This is a genomic window from Xenorhabdus budapestensis (assembly GCF_002632465.1).
GTDB lineage: Bacteria > Pseudomonadota > Gammaproteobacteria > Enterobacterales > Enterobacteriaceae > Xenorhabdus > Xenorhabdus budapestensis.
In genome coordinates, this window is sequence record NZ_NIBS01000035.1 from 1 (window position 1) to 16,885 (window position 16,885).

Consider the following 16,885-nt stretch of genomic DNA (forward strand, 5'->3'; position numbering starts at 1 on the left):
CAGAAAGTGTTATCTGCGATTTCATAAAAACAGCCGGAAAATCTGATTATCGTGTTATTGATTATAGCAACAATGCAGATAATTTATCTGGTTAACTTAACAACATCAGTTAAGTAATGTCTTATATTGTTTGGTTTGTGTATATATTTAATTCTAGAATGGCCGTTCCGAGTTGTTCTCCTATACATATTATCAATTAAGCTATCAATAAGATGAGGAAACATTTCTTTATTGAAAGCTCCACAAATTGAATAACATAAATAACCACCACAATTTGGATCAAATATAAATAATTTGCTATTATCCCAAACTATAACCCCTATGTGATTATCAATTGAGATATGACGATTATAATGAAAGCTGGGATGAGCGCTACGGCTATTATCATTGTCAATACGAACCATAGATAACATACCATAACCATTTTGTTCATCTATATTTATACTTTTTGATGACCTAAGATAATTATCCTGAAACTCATATTGTTGTTTTTTGATAATATATTGATACAGATCATCACGAAGTGAATATGATAATTTCAGTCTATCCATATATTTTCTTGTAAGATTGAATGATATCTTTGGACATAATATATCTGAACCTTGTTTATATACCAAATGTGATAAAAGACAAAAGCTAATGCCAAAACATAATCCTTTTCCTAGTTTATCATTATGATATCGAAGGTATTTTTGATCAAAAGGGAAAAATTCATCTATATTAGGATGATCTACATTTATCTGATGCATATACTCATTCACAATAGTTAGCTTTAATATTCCTTAATCTCTCAAATTGCAAATTGGTTAATTGCAAACGAGAAAAATTCCCGAAAACCATCTTTTATAAACATGCGATTACCTATGCTCTCGGGAGGTTCGTTCCGTTGTCACTACTTAATCCATGATGTATTAAGTGGAATAATCCTTATAGTTTTTGACGCTATGCTAGTATTAGTGTCATTACAATTAAAATTACAAATCTTTACTTTTAATATGGATATTTATCTGTGAATCCAACTCACCCAGCCTGTTGTACTGCTCCTCCAGCACGGTGATGAGATACGGAGGAAGACGCATCTTCAGTCGTTCCAGTGCTATCGGTAACTCTTTGTCCAACGCTGCCCGGCCTTTGTGGAGGGTCTCACCAAATTCCAGCAGCGTACCGTGCAAGGCATTAATCTGTGCGGTTCTGAACTTGACCAGTTGCCTGCGTGAACGATGCAGAACCAGTACTGACTGTTGTTCTTCTGTTTTGACGGCTATCGCCTTACCGGGCTGTTGTACTGCCATCCAGATAGCGCGGGCATCCATCACGTCATTTTTGTTGCCCATTAGGAACGCTTTAACAAACCGAGCCTGCATCAGTCGTACCTTGTGCCCCCTGTTTTGTCAGTTCGTGTGCCCAGTGATGAGAGCCACCACAGGCTTCCATACCAATCAGGCAGGGTTCCCGGTTACTGAAGAAAGTCAGAAAATCCTGGTTACATACCTGCTTATCAACCACTTCGCCAGTGTGCTCATTGATGAAGTGGATCTGAATCAGATGTTTTGCGATATCAACGCCAACCGGTGTGTTCTGCTCAAGAAAAATCGGACACTTTTACGAAGGCCATTTCATATTCCACGGGTGTTAAATCATTATTGGCCGTGTGCAATCGTGTTAAATTGTATTAATGCAGATAATCCAATCCATCTTTTTTCCTCTCTGCCTGGTTTTCATGATGGGTTTTGAAGAGCCAATCCTGTTTCAAACTGCCAAAGAAACGTTCGACAACAGCGTTATCCCAACACGCCCCGACATCCCCCCGGCTTGCCCTCATGTCATAACTGCTGAGCAAGTCCCGGTATTGCTGGCTTGTATATTGGCTCCCTCTATCACTATGAAAAACACAGCCTTATGACGGCTGACGTAAGTGATACGCTTTCATTAAGGCCTTCGGGCGTCTTCAAATAGGTGATATCTCCTGCCCAAACTTCATTCGGCGCCAACGGATTAAAGTTCCGGTTAAGTAGATGACAGACTGTTGATATCGCTTTACCTTTGCGCGGAGCCCGGTAGTGTTGCCGCTGTCTGACGGATAATCCGAGCTGATTCATGAGCTTCGGGTCCGATAGTCACTGATGGTAAAGCCTTCTTTGCGTAATTGTTTCTCCAACATCCGATAGCCTAAACTTTCCCGGCTTTCTTTAAAGAGCGTCGTCGCTTTTCGCTGTAATGCTTGTTGCTCATCAGAAAGTAACCGAACGGGTTTTGCCTGCCAGGCATAAAACGTGGAACGACTGACTTTCATCACGCGACATAACTGGCAAATGGGAAATGGCTCTGCATGTTCTTTTATGAACCAACATCTTACAGCAGTTCTCTCGCAAAGAAGGCGCTCGCCTTCTTTCAGATCTCCTTCTCCATTTTCAGCTGTTTATTTTCTTTACGAAGCTGCAACAACTCCTGTCGCTCATCGGGGGTTAAAGCACCGGGTTTAGATTGCTCAACATAATGTTTCCGCCACGTATACAGGAGTTTTGTTGGAATACCTAAGGTTTCAGCTGCCTGTGGGATTGTATAGCCCTGTTCAACAACCAGATTGACCGCTTCTCTTTTAAAGTTATCGGTAAATTTTTGGGGTGATTTTCGTTTCATAAAGACACCTTATTAAAGTCATTCTATTCCTTTACCAAAGTGTCCGAATTTATTAAAGCACAACAAAAAGCGATGGGAGTAAATGTGAAGAATTTCAGCCGCTGGCTAACCAAGTTAGAACAAGAAGGATTGATTACCCGTAACGGGCAGGAACTCACCATTGTTAACCAGAATAATGAAAATTAAAAAATAAGGAAAAAAGTGAGAAAAGGGATTTTACGACTCACCTTTTTCCTCACTTTTCTTACATATATACAGAAAAAGTGAGGAGCAAAAAAGATATTGATTTTTAATGATAAAAAAATCTCAATTCCTCACCTGTTTTTGCAGTGAGGAAAACAAAAAGCGAGAAGAAAAACGAGGAACGAGTGAGGAGGTAAGTTGTTTTCTGGCAGGCATTTTTTTAGTTCTCCGTGTTACCGGGTTAATGTATTAGCCCGGCAACATGGAGAAGACAAGCGCAGCGCGTCAGTGTAAGGCAGAACTTAGGGGAGCTCGACAATTAGCCTGTATGCCCGGACAGATGGTGATGCAGAGGGGATTATGAAAGGCAAATAATCTTTCATAAAATACACAATGGAACAGGCAAATACACCTTGTTCCATTCAGAAAAATAAACAGAAATACGGTTTAAGTTTTTCCCCTCTTTCCAAAGATAATTTGAATTTTGCTTATTAATTTTTAATTAATCATATTATCTCATCATAGCGCTTTCTTGGATAACTTAGGTTTAGATGAATACACTAATTAATGGCATTAATGTATTTTTTAAATGCGAGTTAATTATCATTTTATTCCATTAGGCAGTTAAAATTACTGAATATTTTAATTCTCATTCAATATTCATAAATTTTATTGAACATACCCATATCATTAACTGATAATGCCTAATCTGTAATCGCCTGCATTATTGAATGTTTTTGGTTTGCAAAAGTAGTCACATATGCAATATGGAAAAAAGAATAAATGAGCACTGAGTCGCCGAATTTTTCCCCGGAACTGGATACCGGACTGATTTGCCTGGCCATGTTGGCCAGGTTTCACAACATAGCCATCTCAATCGAACAACTTTCACACGAATTCTCTAGCGCCAATCAAGGTATTACTCAGCAGGAGCTATTGCTGGCTGCACGAAAGTCAGGGCTGAAAGCCAAGGCTGTGCATACCACACCTGCCAGACTTGAACACACACCATTACCCGCTATTGCCATTGATCAAGATGGAAAGTTTTTTATTTTAGCCAAGGTAGATCAGGAAAAAGCTTTGATTCAGGTTCCAAATTCAGCTCGCGCTGAAGTTATCAGCTTCGAGGAGCTTGAGCAGCGCTGGACTGGGCAACTGGTGCTCGTGCGTTCTGGTAATAGTCTGCCTGGTGAATCTTCACGTTTTGATTTCACCTGGTTTATCCCGGCTATCGTTAAATACCGCAAACTGTTGGGGGAAGTTTTGCTGGGGTCTTTTGCCTTGCAGTTGTTTGCCCTGGTGACACCGTTGTTCTTTCAGGTGGTCATGGACAAAGTGCTGGTACACCACGGCCTGACGACATTGGATGTTGTCGCTGCGGGGCTGTTGGGCATTATGCTGTTCGAGTCAGCCTTGAGTGGTCTGCGTAGCTATGTGTTTTCGCATACGACCAGCCGGATTGATGTAGAGTTGGGGTCGGGCTTGTTTCGGCATTTAATCAATTTACCGCTGGCTTATTTCCAGTCCAGACGCGTCGGTGATTCTGTTGCACGTGTACGCGAACTGGAAAACATTCGCAGTTTCCTCACCGGTAACGCCATTACGCTGATGATTGACGTCTTTTTTTCCCTGGTCTTCATCCTAGTCATGCTCTTTTACAGTGGCTGGCTGACCCTCATTGTGTTGTTGTCTTTGCCGCTCTATGCCCTGGTTTCGGCTTTAATAACCCCGCTTTTGCGTAAGCGGTTACAGGACAGCTTCACACGCAACGCCGAAAATCAGGCGTTTCTTGTTGAAACGGTAAACGGCATCGACACCCTGAAGTCAATGGCGGTTGAGCCGCAAATCATCCGTAAATGGGATAACCAGATGGCGGCTTATGTGGCCGCGGGTTTCAAAACCCAGACCTTATCGACTCTCGCTAATGAAAGCGTTTCGCTTATCGGTAAGCTTGTAACGGTTGCCACACTCTGGCTGGGTGCTCGCCTTGTGATAGAAGGGCAGCTGTCGGTGGGAGAGCTGATCGCATTCAATATGCTGGCCGGTCGTGTCAGCGGCCCTATTATGCGTCTGGCCCAGCTATGGACCAGCTTCCAGCAAACCGGGGTCTCGGTGCAGCGTCTGGGAGACATCCTCAATTCCCGTACTGAATTATCTCAGTCTACACGTAGTACGGTACCGCCGCTCAAAGGGCAGGTTACATTCGAGCAGGTGCATTTTCGCTATCGTCCCGATGGCTCTGAGGTTTTGAGTGGCGTCAATTTGAGTATTGGTGCCGGAGAAGTTATTGGCGTGGTTGGTCGCTCCGGCTCAGGTAAAAGTACCTTGACTCGCCTGTTGCAGCGGCTCTATGTGCCGGAGCGCGGGCGGGTTATGGTCGATGGGATGGATCTGGCGTTGGCTGATGTCTCCTCGTTGCGTCGACAGATAGGCGTAGTGTTACAGGACAATATGCTATTCAACCGCAGTATTCGTGAAAATATCGCTTTGAGCGACCCCGGAGCGCCGATCGAAGTGGTTATGCATGCCGCCAAAATGGCTGGGGCTCATGAATTTATCCTTGAGTTGCCGGAAGGTTACGACACGATAGTGGGTGAACACGGTGCGTCACTTTCGGGCGGTCAGCGACAACGGGTGGCGATTGCCCGTGCCTTGATTGGTGATCCTCGTATTTTGATTTTCGACGAGGCAACCAGTGCGCTGGACTATGAATCTGAACGGGTGGTTCAGCAGAACATGCAAAGCATTTGCAAGGGACGCACAGTCATCATTATTGCCCACCGGTTGTCAGCAGTACGCGACGCTCACCGAATCCTTGTGATGGATCGTGGAAAAATCGTTGAACAAGGTACTCACGCTGAGTTACTGGCGTATCAGAACGGTCACTATTCACGACTGTACCAAATGCAGCAAGGCTGAAGGTTTTATCCAGAACGTAGATGATACTGGCTAATAACGTAACCAGAGGCAGAAGTGATCAAGACAAATCCTCCCCGACTCAAGGAAAATGATTTCGTATGAGCGCCACTCTTTCTTTATTGCAGCGCTATCGCAGCATATGGCGTCAGGCTTGGCGTCAACGTAAAAACATGGATGTGCCACCGCGCCTTCCCCATGAATTACAGTTTTTACCAACAGCTTTGGAGTTGCAGGAAACGCCGGTTCATCCAGCGCCGAGAATTTTCATCTGGAGCATCATGGGCTTCGCTTTATTGGCATTGCTTTGGGCTTGCATCGGCAAAATCGAAGTCGTGGCAGTCGCGCCGGGAAAAGTTGTTCCCAATGGTAAAACCAAACTGATTCAACCCAGTGACACAGCAGTAGTCAGAGCGATACATGTCAATGACGGTCAGTCAGTGAAAGTTGGCGAGTTATTGATCGAACTCGACCCGACAACTGCGAACGCTGATGTCAATCGGATTGAGAGCGAACTGCTGGCTGCGCGTATCGATAGTGCGCGAAGCACTGCTATGCTTGATGCGATCAATCAGCAACACCCACCAGCGTCACTGGTAGGCACGATTCCCAACGCTAATCCAGAACAGGTGCTCAGTGCTCAAAGTTGGCTTCAAGGGCAATATCAGGAATACCGTAGTAGTCTGGAGTTAGTGGATGCCGAAATCCACCAGCGCAGCGCCGAAATCCAGTCTGCTCAGGCTCAGGTGACCAGTCTGAGAAAAACACTGCCGATTACCACGAAACTGACCGAGGACTACCAACGGTTATTGACGAAACAATATGTGTCGCAACATGAATATCTGGAAAAAGAGCAAACTCGATTGGATCTGCAGCGTCAGTTAAGTGTCCAGCAGGCCAGTGTCTTGCAGCACGCTGCCGCTCAGGAGGAAGCATGGCGTCGGCGTGAAACTGTTGTTGCGCAAAATCGTCGCGCCATGCTTGACCTGCAACAGGAAGCTAACCAGAAAGCAGCAATTCTGGGGCAGGAACTGGCAAAAGCCCATCACCAGAAAAAACTGACCAGCCTCAACGCACCAGTGGCGGGCACAGTTCAACAACTCGCAGTCCATACCGTCGGTGGTGTGGTGACACCCGCTCAGTCACTGATGGTCATCGTCCCCGCAAACCAACCGATAGAAGTAGAAGCCATGCTGGAAAACAAGGATGTGGGTTTTGTCCGCATAGGTCAATCGGTCACCGTTAAGGTGGAAACCTTTAATTTCACTAAGTACGGAACCGTTGATGGTGAAGTGCTCAGTGTATCAAACGACGCTATCGAAAATGAAAAGCGTGGGCTTATCTATAGCACCCGTATTCGTCTGAAGTCGGATCACCTATTGGTCAATGGTCAGCGAGTTGCACTGTCTCCGGGCATGTCGATAACAGCAGAAATAAAAACCGATCAGCGTCGGGTGATTGATTACTTCCTAAGCCCGTTACGGCAGCATATCGATGAAAGTTTGCGGGAGCGTTAAAAACCGAAGGCGCTTGAGGGACTTTCTGTCGGACTCAGCGCGTTATTTTTACCGTTTTCCTGGTGTGGGATAAGTGATTATTGAGACTTTTTGTCATCTTACTTTATTGGGAGCAACAAAATGAAGGTATTACCTCGGCACTGGGGCTATCTCCTTATTTTTTTAGTTTGTGGCTGGTTAATCCTCTTTTTTTTAGGCTTTACCGGACTGGTCCGTTGTACCGGGTTCGTCTCGGGGTTAAGCGGTTGCCATCAGAGAGCGGAAACAATACGTAAACCCGTTGATGTCACCAAGGCCGGTCAGTCAGTGACTTTTGATTTTGAAATCCCACAGGAGGGAGATTATCAATTTGCTCTGCTGTTTGCTACTGGAGATAGCCATGATGAAATGGAAAGGCGATTTAAGCTGTTCGGAGATATTGATAAAGACGGAGTAATAACCCCCGTTTCGCTTCATCTGGTTAGAAACGACAGGTTCTTTTTTGACGAGAAAATAAATGCAGGCGGATATGGTTGGATACGGGCTTTTTATTATGAAGAAAGATTTGTAAATACAGCGGCGCGAGAAATTAAAACACTTTCATTACCTCCCGGACGTTATTCTGCTGTCATTACCACCCTGGAGGATATCCCTATTTTTAATGGAATTGAGAGTTTTGTCGAACTCACCTATTTTAATCCGAAAATTTAACTTCTGTAGAAAAAACAAAGAGAAATAACAAGTAGAGGAAATAATAAGTATGGAAAAGAAATATACTGTAACCTATAAAGTTGCTCCGAGAGGAGCTGAATATATTTATCAAGAAGATAAGGGAAAAAACAAAGCGGGAGACGTGCACCCTTCATTAGCCGGTCATATGTGGTATTCAATAAATGATGGGAACGGAAATGAGAAAAGTTACGGATTTGAGTCAAAGTATGGTGAGCCGATTGGTGAAGGGCAAGTAACGACTAATGATAATGCTGCCTATAAACAAATCTCTTATGAAATCACCGTAGCCTTGACTGAAGCTCAATACAATAAGTTAAAGGATTTTTCAAAAAACCCAGAATCAGGTAGATTTGATCCTACAAAATATAATGTGGGCTTCAACAGTTGCGTCGATTTCGTGTTTTTTTCATTAACATCTATTGGATACAATACGCATGGCATGCAAGGAAATCTGGTTCCCGTGAATAACATTATTCCTTTGAATAATATGTTAAAATTTAATGGGGCTGAAATCATTAGTAACCATCTGGTTCGTGATGGTCAATATTATGAGTATCATGATGCAAGAGATGTCACTAAAACTTTATGGTTAACCCCGGATGAAAGTAAGCGTGTCCCTGGACCGTCAACAAACTTGATTAACATTGATATTAATTCCTCCCCACAGCCCCAAAAACATATTCAGGGCGAAAATAAGGCGCAGCAGGATGTTGCCAACGGTTATATCCAAAATGCGGCGACACACAAAATATCTGTCATCGGAGATATTCTCAACAAAACAGACTTTACCTCTACCCAGATGGCCGGCCTTGCCACTGGAGGTATTCGTCCTGGTGAAATGCAGCTTGACCCCAATGTGCGGCCCAACACCTATCTGTCGGAGTTCTACAAACCCTTCTACCAGCCCGGAGACACGAGCAAACTGGACTTTGGCCTACGCAACGCCGTGACGTTGAACGGCTTATCAGCGATGACAACGTTCAACACATATGTTGACCCTCTGTTATTGGATCTGAGCGGTAATGGCGTACACATGACTGACATCCGTGATGGCGTGTTGTTCGACATGGATAACAGTGGCACGCTCAAGCGCAGTGGCTGGGCGGATCGCAATACCGGAATATTGGTGATTGACGATGGGAGTGGTCAGATAAAAAATGCTAGCCAGATGTTCTCTGAGTATTACGGCGGCAAGTCCGGGATAAACGGTGCTGCAGGCGAGAAAAAATTCAAGGATGGTTTCGGTGCACTGGCCAGTGAAGATGCCAATAAGGACGGGATGATTGATGAGCGTGATCCTATCTGGAACCAATTGAGGGTTTGGGTTGATGGTTCACACGATGCGAAAGTCGATACGGGCGAGCTCAAGACATTAGCAGAATTGGGTATTACCCAGATTAGTGTCCGATCCTCGGATAAAGCCGAGGTGCGTGATGGGAACAAAGTTGTTGCCAGTGGATCTTTCACCATCAATGGCGAAACCCGGGAAATGCTGGCGGTTGATTTTCTCGGTGATCCCGTCAGCAATATCTTGAGCACTGAGGGAACTGGCACACGAGTGACCTCTACCCACAACGATATCACGACCACGGCGTACGCCAGCCAGAGTGAAACCGGTGAAACTCTGAATGCGGAGCAACTGGGTGTGAGCAATCTTTATGGTGGCAACGGTAATGATACCCTGATTGCAGCAAAAACCGGCAGCTGGCTGGTCGGAGGTGCGGGGAGCAATACCTATGTTGGTGGTGCCGGCGATGACGTTTTTGTTATCAGCGCTTCTGACGATACGAAAAACATTCATGGCAATGGCGGATACGATACAGCGCTCATTGTTGGCAACAACGGTGTCGAGCTGAACATGGCCGAAGCGGGTTTAACCGTCGCCCAAGGTGGAAGCGGCAATGATGTCATCAGAAGTGGTGGTGCCAATGGTGTCTTTATCAAGGGCGGCTCTGGCGACTCAGTTCTGATCGGTGGAATGGGTAATGATGTCCTGACCGGCGGCAGTGGACGCAATACCATCATTGGTGGCACTGGCAAGGCTGTTATCTATGCGGGATCTCAGGGCGACATCATCTATGCTTCCGAAGGTGGCAGTATCATTCATGCCGGTGGCGGAGACGATAAAATTTTCGGTGGTGCAGGTGATGATGTTATCGAGGTAGGGCACGGCAATGCCACTATTGATGGCGATGGGGGGGTCAACATAGTCAGCCTGCATGGCAACCACGGAGACTATAAAATTACCCGCACTGACAGTGGATATATTGTAACTGATAAAGTTGCCGGACGTGACGGCACGGTAACACTGAAAAATATCCAGAAACTCAATTTTTCAGATATTTCGGCGGTTGATTTACAAATACCCAATGCGATGCCTGTCGAGGATGTCCTTACCCACGATAAAGACGGCAGGGCTTTTGATCGTACCCAGCCTCATCTGATTTCCGCAGAAAGCCTGCTGGCTAACGATCAACACCTTAACAGTCAAGGTGGTCTGCGCATTGCCAATGTCGGGGATGCGATAGGCGGTACAGTTAGTCTCACAGCGCAGGGCGATGTCTTATTTACGCCGGATGTTAATTACACAGGCGTGATCAGCTTCAAATATGGTGTAACCGATGCAGCCAGCAATCCTTCAGCTTCGGTAGTGGATCTGAGCAGCGGGGAAACCGCACCAATGCGGGCCGTTGCTACCTTACTGACCCCCGAAGTCCCGCTCGATCCACTGGCTGCTCAGCAATGGTATCTGAGCGATGCCAACATCCTGCCGGTTTGGAAAGACTATACCGGCAAAGGCGTGCGTATCGGTCAGTTTGAACCGGGCGGCAAATTCGCCACCGGGCCAGAAATCTTTGATATCGCTCACCCCGACCTTGCAGCGAATGTTGACAAAGCCTGGCTACAGACTCAACAAACCAATGGCACCTTGCCAAACGTGGTTTCCAACCATGCGACGATGGTGGCGGGTGTGATGGTTGCCACGAAGAATGATATTGGTAGCGTAGGGGTTGCCCATGGCGCTACATTGGGTGGCTATTATCTGGCTAATGACGGAGCCGACCTTGCGGGACTTGGGCATATGGTCAGCTTTGACATTGCCAACAATAGCTGGGGATTCACCAACGATTTCGCGCTCAGTAGTTTTCAGGATGGTTCCATAAATACCGCCGCATCTCTGAGCCTGAATGCCCAATACGCGGCGTCTAATGGCCGTGGAGGACTGGGGACAGTTATTGTTGCAGCTGGCGGTAATGATCGTGCGGCAGGCGGCAATGCTCAGGGTTCACTGACCAGTAACAACCGTTTTTCTGTACAAATCGGTGCGATCAACGCACAGGGCGATTTATCGACCTTGCAGATTGGTTCTTCACCGTTTTCGAACCCGGGTGCCAGCCTGCTGGTTTCTGCACCGGGCAGTAATGTGGTATCGACCAGCCATATGCTGAAAACCGAACGTGGCTCAACTTTCGGTAATGATTATACCAGTATGCAAGGCACCAGCTTTGCCGCACCGATCGTCTCCGGTATTGTTGCACTGATGCTTGAGGCCAACCCGAACCTGGGCTATCGTGACGTGCAGCAGATCCTTGCACTGTCCGCTCGCAAGGTAAATGACCCATCCACCGAATGGAGCGACAATAGCGGCCATCACTGGAATGGCGGTGGAATGCACACCAGTAATGATTATGGTTTTGGCGCAGTCGATGCACGAGCCGCTGTTCGCTTGGCCGAGTCTTGGATGACGCAAAGCACGGCTGCCAACGAGTACGTCTATAGTGCTTCCAGCGGTGCTCTTGGCAAAACCCTGGCTGCGGGTGAAACGCTGTCATCCTCCATTGCTATGAATGCTGGTTTGAACATTGAGCATATCGAAATTGATTTTGACGCCGAGGTGGGTCGTCTTGGCGATTTAACGCTCAAACTGATCTCTCCCGATGGCACTCAGAGCATATTGCTCAATCGCCAGGGTAAGATTCCAGATGGCCTGCCGGGCGCGAGTGCGACTGATATGGGTAGCAGCCAGTCGGGAACGTTCAAGTACAGCTTTATGTCGACCCACGATTTTGGTGAAAACTCGGCGGGTAACTGGACGCTGCAAGTCACCAGTGCAAATTCGGGTCTGCCAGCCACACTAAATGCTTGGTCACTCCGTTTGTACGGCAGCAAGAGTACACCGGATAATACTTATTTTTACACCGACGAATATATCCAGTCGGTGGTCGGGCAAGCCAACCGTGCAGTACTGGATGATGCAGTTAATGGCGTGACGGGTGGGCGTAATACCCTCAATGCGGCGGCGGTTTCACGCGATACCTCGGTCAACTTGCAGACCGGTGTTGCCAGCATTGGCGGTGCCGCGTTAACTATCAAGGATCCATCGGGCATTCATAACATTGTCACCGGTGATGGCAACGATACGCTGGTTGCAGGTAATACTGATGCCTTGCTAGATGGCGGGCGTGGAAACAACACGCTGATTGGCGGTGCGGGTAAGGACTTCTTTGTGGTTCACCGCCGTGAAGCTGGCAGCGATATTATCAGTAATTTCGAGGCCGCCCGTGGCGAAATCATCGATCTGGTCGGATTTCGTGGAAAAACCTTTGCTGACTTGCTACTGACTCAACAAGGGGACGATGTTAAAGTTGATCTGGGTAATAACCAGAGTATTACCCTGAAAAATCAGCAAGTGACTGGAATCAGTGCTGAGAATTTCAAGTTCCAAGATTCCTTTATCGCGCCAATGACCTACACCAGTAGTGACACCTCTACGCACCAACCACAAGAAGGCCTGGGAACAGTGATCCTTAATGGCGGAGGCAATTGGGTTTCGCTCAGTACTGATGCTCAGGGTCAGATGAAATTTAGCCTGGATGGAACTATTTATAGCCATGATAGTGCAACATCAGACACTTTTGTTATAGCAGCTCAACCCGGTGCTAATAATTACAGAAACGCATTACGTGGGTTCCGCCACGGAATCGATAAGATCGATCTGCGTCAAGTTGGCATCACTGACTTTAGTCAACTTTCTATCACTAAAAGCAATCGTGGTACGATCAATGGGTTGTCACAAATTCATGGCGTTAACGTCACGTTTAATGGGACAAATGGCGCTGATTCAAAAGTGGAACTGCTTTATCTTGATACTCTGGATGTTTCACAGATCGATGCAGCCGACTTCATTTTTGCGGAACATGCACCAGACTTGGTACCCACGGTCAAACCAGTCGTGCCGCAATCTCCTGATACATCAACTATTACAGTGCCGGACTCATTGACACCTAGCATACCTTCTATTGATATTGATCGGAAGCCAATTACTATTCCTGATTGGAAACCGATTACTATTCCACCTATTGACTGGGAATCAATTATGATTCCTCTTGTTGATCGGAAACCAATTACTATTCCGAAAATTGATCCAATAGTAGAACCGACACCAATAACCACTTATCCCAATACTGTTATAGTTAAAAATACTTTTGCTGAAGTTACGTTGGGAGATGAAAGTAAAACGATCATTGTGGAAGCTCACCTTAATAAAGTTGTTGCTGGAAATGGCGATAATAAGGTTAATGTGACGGGAAGTGGTTCCGATATCACTCTAGGTAATGGTAACAATACCGTTATTGGTGATGTTAAAAAGCTAATCGTCGGAAATGGCGATAACAATATCGAATCCAGTAGTACTATGCCGACGATTAAAGTAGGTGATGGTAACAACATCATTACCGGCAATGTCGATAAACTAGCTGCTGGACGTGGTGATAATAAGATCAATGTGACAGGACGAAATGCCAACCTCACGTTAGGTGATGGTAACAATATCATTACTGGAAATGTCGATAAACTAGCCGCTGGACATGGTGATAATAAGATCAATGTAACAGGACGAGGTGCCGATATCACGCTAGGTGATGGTAATAACATCATTACCGGCAATGTTGGCAAACTAATAGCCGGAAATGGCGATAACAATATCGAGTCCAGTAGTACTATGGCTAAAATAGAAGTAGGAAGTGGTAATAACCATATTATTGCTAACGGTACTATGTCGATGGTAAAAGTTGGTGATGGTAATAACAATATTTTGACCAGTGGTACTATGTCGACTGTAGAAGTCGGGCATGGATTCAATGAGTTAGAATTTAGCGGTGATATGGGCAAATTGGTGTTAGGAAAGGATATCAGTCTTGATAATCTGAGATTCCAGCATGCTGGGCAGGATTTGCAGATTTCGGTCATTGGTAGCAAACAGGAGGTCACGCTGCATAATTGGTATGCCAGTTCTCCTGAACGACCAGCAAGCATTATGGTCGGTGATGGTCATCGCTTGATGGATAGTGAGGTTGAGCACCTTGTTCAGTCTATGGCTGCATTTGCACCATCAGCTCCTGCAACCACAATGTTCAGCGATGTTGAGCAACAACGGCTGCAACCTGTACTGGCTGCCAACTGGCACTAAATGTAATGGGTAATAGCGCCCGCGATAATCATCGCGGGCATCTTACTAGCTGGTAAAAGTTGTGTGTTGTTCTACCTTGAACAAACATTTGACTCGCTTCAATCCAATAGATAATGTATGGAGCTGTAACTAAAACGATCCTATCGCCTGCAAGGATCAACGTTAAGCGGCGAAATAAAATTCCCGTAGCCTGAAAGGGAGAGCAAGTATTGCGGTACATCTGCACACTTTTGGAAGCAGATATTGTCAGACACAAACCCCTTGTCTGGCGATGAAGGTTTCTTAAACTAAAAATATCTCAAAAGGGTGTTTTTATATTGTCATTGAAGTGTGGAACGTTGATTCATGCACTGACTTTTTAAATCAACATAGATCCTATTTTCCTTTATCTTCAATGAACAACAGGATGTTTTTCGCCTATCCAGTTCATACTTCTCATTATCTTTGCCTGAAATATTCAGCGGACAATTTTTCTACGCCAAAACAATTAACTCATTGCTACCATTTCACACTGAACCTTACGGTGCCTACTGGTATTTCAACACTTGCACGACTTTTTCTGATCGTTTGTGGAATTCAAGGCGTCACTTTTGGCAGGTTTACCGCTGAAAGTGACGCCGCAGCCAAAGAACACCACAACCCTGACAGGCTCATGCCTGCTTCACCACTCAGTGAATCTGACACTGCATTTATAGATTGAAAAAGGAGAACTTGATGATATCGAGGCTGGCTTTTAGCCGGTGGGGATGATCTGTTTATACAGACGGCCGACCAAGACAAACCCGCGTATTAAATATTACTGCTGTAAAAGAGGCTGTCGAACAAGCAATTACCATTACAGAACAACGTGGTGGCAGGTTGATTGATAAACCGGATCTCAGACAGGCCATGAACTACTGGCGAACACATACCACAAAGATTGGTTTAACTGGCTGCCATTCTTCTCATAGTTTGCGCTATGCGTGGGCGCAGGATGCGCTGAATTTTTACCAACAGAATGGTTTTAGCCGTCAGGAAGCACGAGCATTGGTTTCAATGGATTTGGGACATGGTGATGGTCGCGGGCGTTATGTTGAACGGGTTTATAGCCGTTAAACTTAGCCGTTCGGTTATTGAGTTAGATAAAACAATCAGTTAAAGTATTCCCGCCATTAGCAAAATCTAGTGGTGAGGTTTCGCAGCCTCGAAATATGGTGTCCCACTGGTAGGATGTTTCTACCAGTGCGTCTGCTATCACCCTTTCAATGGTGATTCAGGCGGGGGAGGCTTCGGCCTCGCCGGTTGGACACCACCGGTACTGCGAACCCTGTCTGAATCGCCACCATCAATATTAATTAATGGAAAGGGGTAGCAGGAATGAATAACTTTAGAAATGATTGGCATCAAGCTGATATAATTGCTGCATTGCGCGAGCGTGGTACAACCTTGGCAGCAGTTTCCCGTGAAGCGGGACTCAGTTCATCGACATTAGCGAATACTCTCAGTAGACCATGGCCTAAAGGCGAATGGATAATTGCGGATTATCTCGGAGTCCATCCTTCAGATATTTGGCCTAGTCGGTATTTTGATATGTGCGGTCAACTTATTGAACGTAAGGTTCGTAACAAGTTACAAAAATAGTTTTTTCTCAGCTGAAATAGTTACGAAAAATAAATATTTTTCCCAGAAAAAATATAATTGCTAATCTGGCTAACAGATGTTAAGCCTATTGGAATGTATAAAATAACCTATGCATATTAAAATATGTCAATTAAAATGAGGTGATTATGTCGTTGCAACAGGATATGAAACTGCAAGATCTTCGTAATGAAGAAAAGAAATTTTGGGAACTTAGAAACGAAATTATTTCGCAGCAGTTACCCAAAGTAAGAGAGGAGATCATTAGTACCACTATAGGCTACTTTCAAGAAAAAGAGTTTTCTATTTCAGGTCGACAACCTCACCTTCAAGCTAGCTATAATAATGGATTAAACATTAAACTTGATTTTTCTGAGTTAGCAGAAGCTGATATGGTTTGGGATGGTTTTTTAGCCATAGTGCATCATCACATAAAATTTGAAGTCTCTTATAAAATGAATCGAGGTAATTTGCCACATGAACCTTCATTTTCTGGAGATATTTCAAGTGATAAAAAAGAATGGGATATAAAATTCTTAGAGCAAACAATGCTGCCCGCATTGAGAAATATTGGGGTATCAGATCTTGATGGTTCTTATAAACTTCGGCTTATAGGTCAAGGTAGAAACCAAATAAAATTCTATAGTAGTATGAACGAGATTTTAGATGAGATTTTTAAATAATCTATCAATATTTTCGAATTATAAAATGGTCGCGTAAGCGGCCTTTTTGCTGTCACTCTTAAACCACCTCCTATGGAGGTGGTGATCGTTCCTGTGGGGCTTTGCCCGTAGGACGCTCTTGCTAAATACTTCCTCAGTTTGTTACCAGC

At 45.2% G+C, this 16,885-nt stretch carries 8 protein-coding genes and 3 pseudogenes; 8 read left to right on the forward strand and 3 right to left on the reverse strand.

Annotation, left to right across the window (positions count from 1 at the left end):
* Window positions 1-83: 83 nt before the first annotated feature.
* The 3 genes and pseudogenes from Xbud_RS17435 to Xbud_RS17445 all read right to left on the reverse strand — a co-directional run bounded on the left by Xbud_RS17435 (window position 84) and on the right by Xbud_RS17445 (window position 2,640).
* Window positions 84-749 (reverse strand): hypothetical protein, encoded by a 666-nt coding sequence (locus Xbud_RS17435; protein WP_099137312.1) that lies wholly within the window; start codon window positions 747-749, stop codon window positions 84-86.
* 255 nt (window positions 750-1,004) lie between these two features.
* A pseudogene (locus tag Xbud_RS17440) lies at window positions 1,005-1,593 on the reverse strand (IS110 family RNA-guided transposase); the annotation flags it as partial.
* A pseudogene (locus Xbud_RS17445) lies at window positions 1,583-2,640 on the reverse strand (IS3 family transposase). The pseudogenes Xbud_RS17445 and Xbud_RS17440, both read right to left, overlap by 11 nt.
* Window positions 2,641-3,606: 966 nt before the next feature.
* Between Xbud_RS17445 and Xbud_RS17450 the strand changes: the two are divergent.
* The 8 genes and pseudogenes from Xbud_RS17450 (at window position 3,607) to Xbud_RS17480 (ending at window position 16,736) form a co-directional block, all read left to right on the forward strand.
* Complete coding sequence (locus Xbud_RS17450; RefSeq protein WP_099137313.1) at window positions 3,607-5,742, forward strand: type I secretion system permease/ATPase; 2,136 nt, start codon at window positions 3,607-3,609, stop codon at window positions 5,740-5,742.
* A gap of 98 nt (window positions 5,743-5,840) precedes the next feature.
* Window positions 5,841-7,256: an HlyD family type I secretion periplasmic adaptor subunit gene (locus Xbud_RS17455; protein WP_099137314.1), complete on the forward strand. Its 1,416-nt coding sequence runs from the start codon at window positions 5,841-5,843 to the stop codon at window positions 7,254-7,256.
* A gap of 120 nt (window positions 7,257-7,376) precedes the next feature.
* The gene (locus Xbud_RS17460; protein ID WP_099137315.1) at window positions 7,377-7,946 is read left to right on the forward strand and encodes a DUF5625 family protein; all 570 of its coding nucleotides are present in this window, start codon (window positions 7,377-7,379) and stop codon (window positions 7,944-7,946) included.
* A 49-nt stretch (window positions 7,947-7,995) separates the two neighbouring features.
* On the forward strand, window positions 7,996-14,436 hold the full coding sequence (locus tag Xbud_RS17465) for a S8 family serine peptidase (RefSeq protein ID WP_099137316.1): 6,441 nt from the start codon (window positions 7,996-7,998) through the stop codon (window positions 14,434-14,436).
* Window positions 14,437-14,842: 406 nt separating this feature from the next.
* Window positions 14,843-15,136 (forward strand): hypothetical protein, encoded by a 294-nt coding sequence (locus Xbud_RS19650; RefSeq protein WP_145956661.1) that lies wholly within the window; start codon window positions 14,843-14,845, stop codon window positions 15,134-15,136.
* Between the two features lie 65 nt (window positions 15,137-15,201).
* Window positions 15,202-15,531: pseudogene (locus Xbud_RS17470) on the forward strand (integrase domain-containing protein); the annotation flags it as partial.
* Window positions 15,532-15,792: 261 nt separating this feature from the next.
* Window positions 15,793-16,056: a helix-turn-helix domain-containing protein gene (locus Xbud_RS17475; RefSeq protein WP_099137317.1), complete on the forward strand. Its 264-nt coding sequence runs from the start codon at window positions 15,793-15,795 to the stop codon at window positions 16,054-16,056.
* A 146-nt stretch (window positions 16,057-16,202) separates the two neighbouring features.
* A complete protein-coding gene (locus Xbud_RS17480; RefSeq protein WP_099137318.1) occupies window positions 16,203-16,736 on the forward strand; it encodes a hypothetical protein in 534 nt (177 codons plus the stop codon).
* The last annotated feature ends 149 nt before the right edge of the window (window positions 16,737-16,885 follow it).

Coding starts and splice junctions, on each gene's coding strand:
- Xbud_RS17435 (WP_099137312.1), bottom strand. CDS start 749: ATGCATCAGATAAATGTAGATCATCCTAATATAGATGAATTTTTCCCT.
- Xbud_RS17450 (WP_099137313.1), top strand. CDS start 3,607: ATGAGCACTGAGTCGCCGAATTTTTCCCCGGAACTGGATACCGGACTG.
- Xbud_RS17455 (WP_099137314.1), top strand. CDS start 5,841: ATGAGCGCCACTCTTTCTTTATTGCAGCGCTATCGCAGCATATGGCGT.
- Xbud_RS17460 (WP_099137315.1), top strand. CDS start 7,377: ATGAAGGTATTACCTCGGCACTGGGGCTATCTCCTTATTTTTTTAGTT.
- Xbud_RS17465 (WP_099137316.1), top strand. CDS start 7,996: ATGGAAAAGAAATATACTGTAACCTATAAAGTTGCTCCGAGAGGAGCT.
- Xbud_RS19650 (WP_145956661.1), top strand. CDS start 14,843: ATGTTTTTCGCCTATCCAGTTCATACTTCTCATTATCTTTGCCTGAAA.
- Xbud_RS17475 (WP_099137317.1), top strand. CDS start 15,793: ATGAATAACTTTAGAAATGATTGGCATCAAGCTGATATAATTGCTGCA.
- Xbud_RS17480 (WP_099137318.1), top strand. CDS start 16,203: ATGTCGTTGCAACAGGATATGAAACTGCAAGATCTTCGTAATGAAGAA.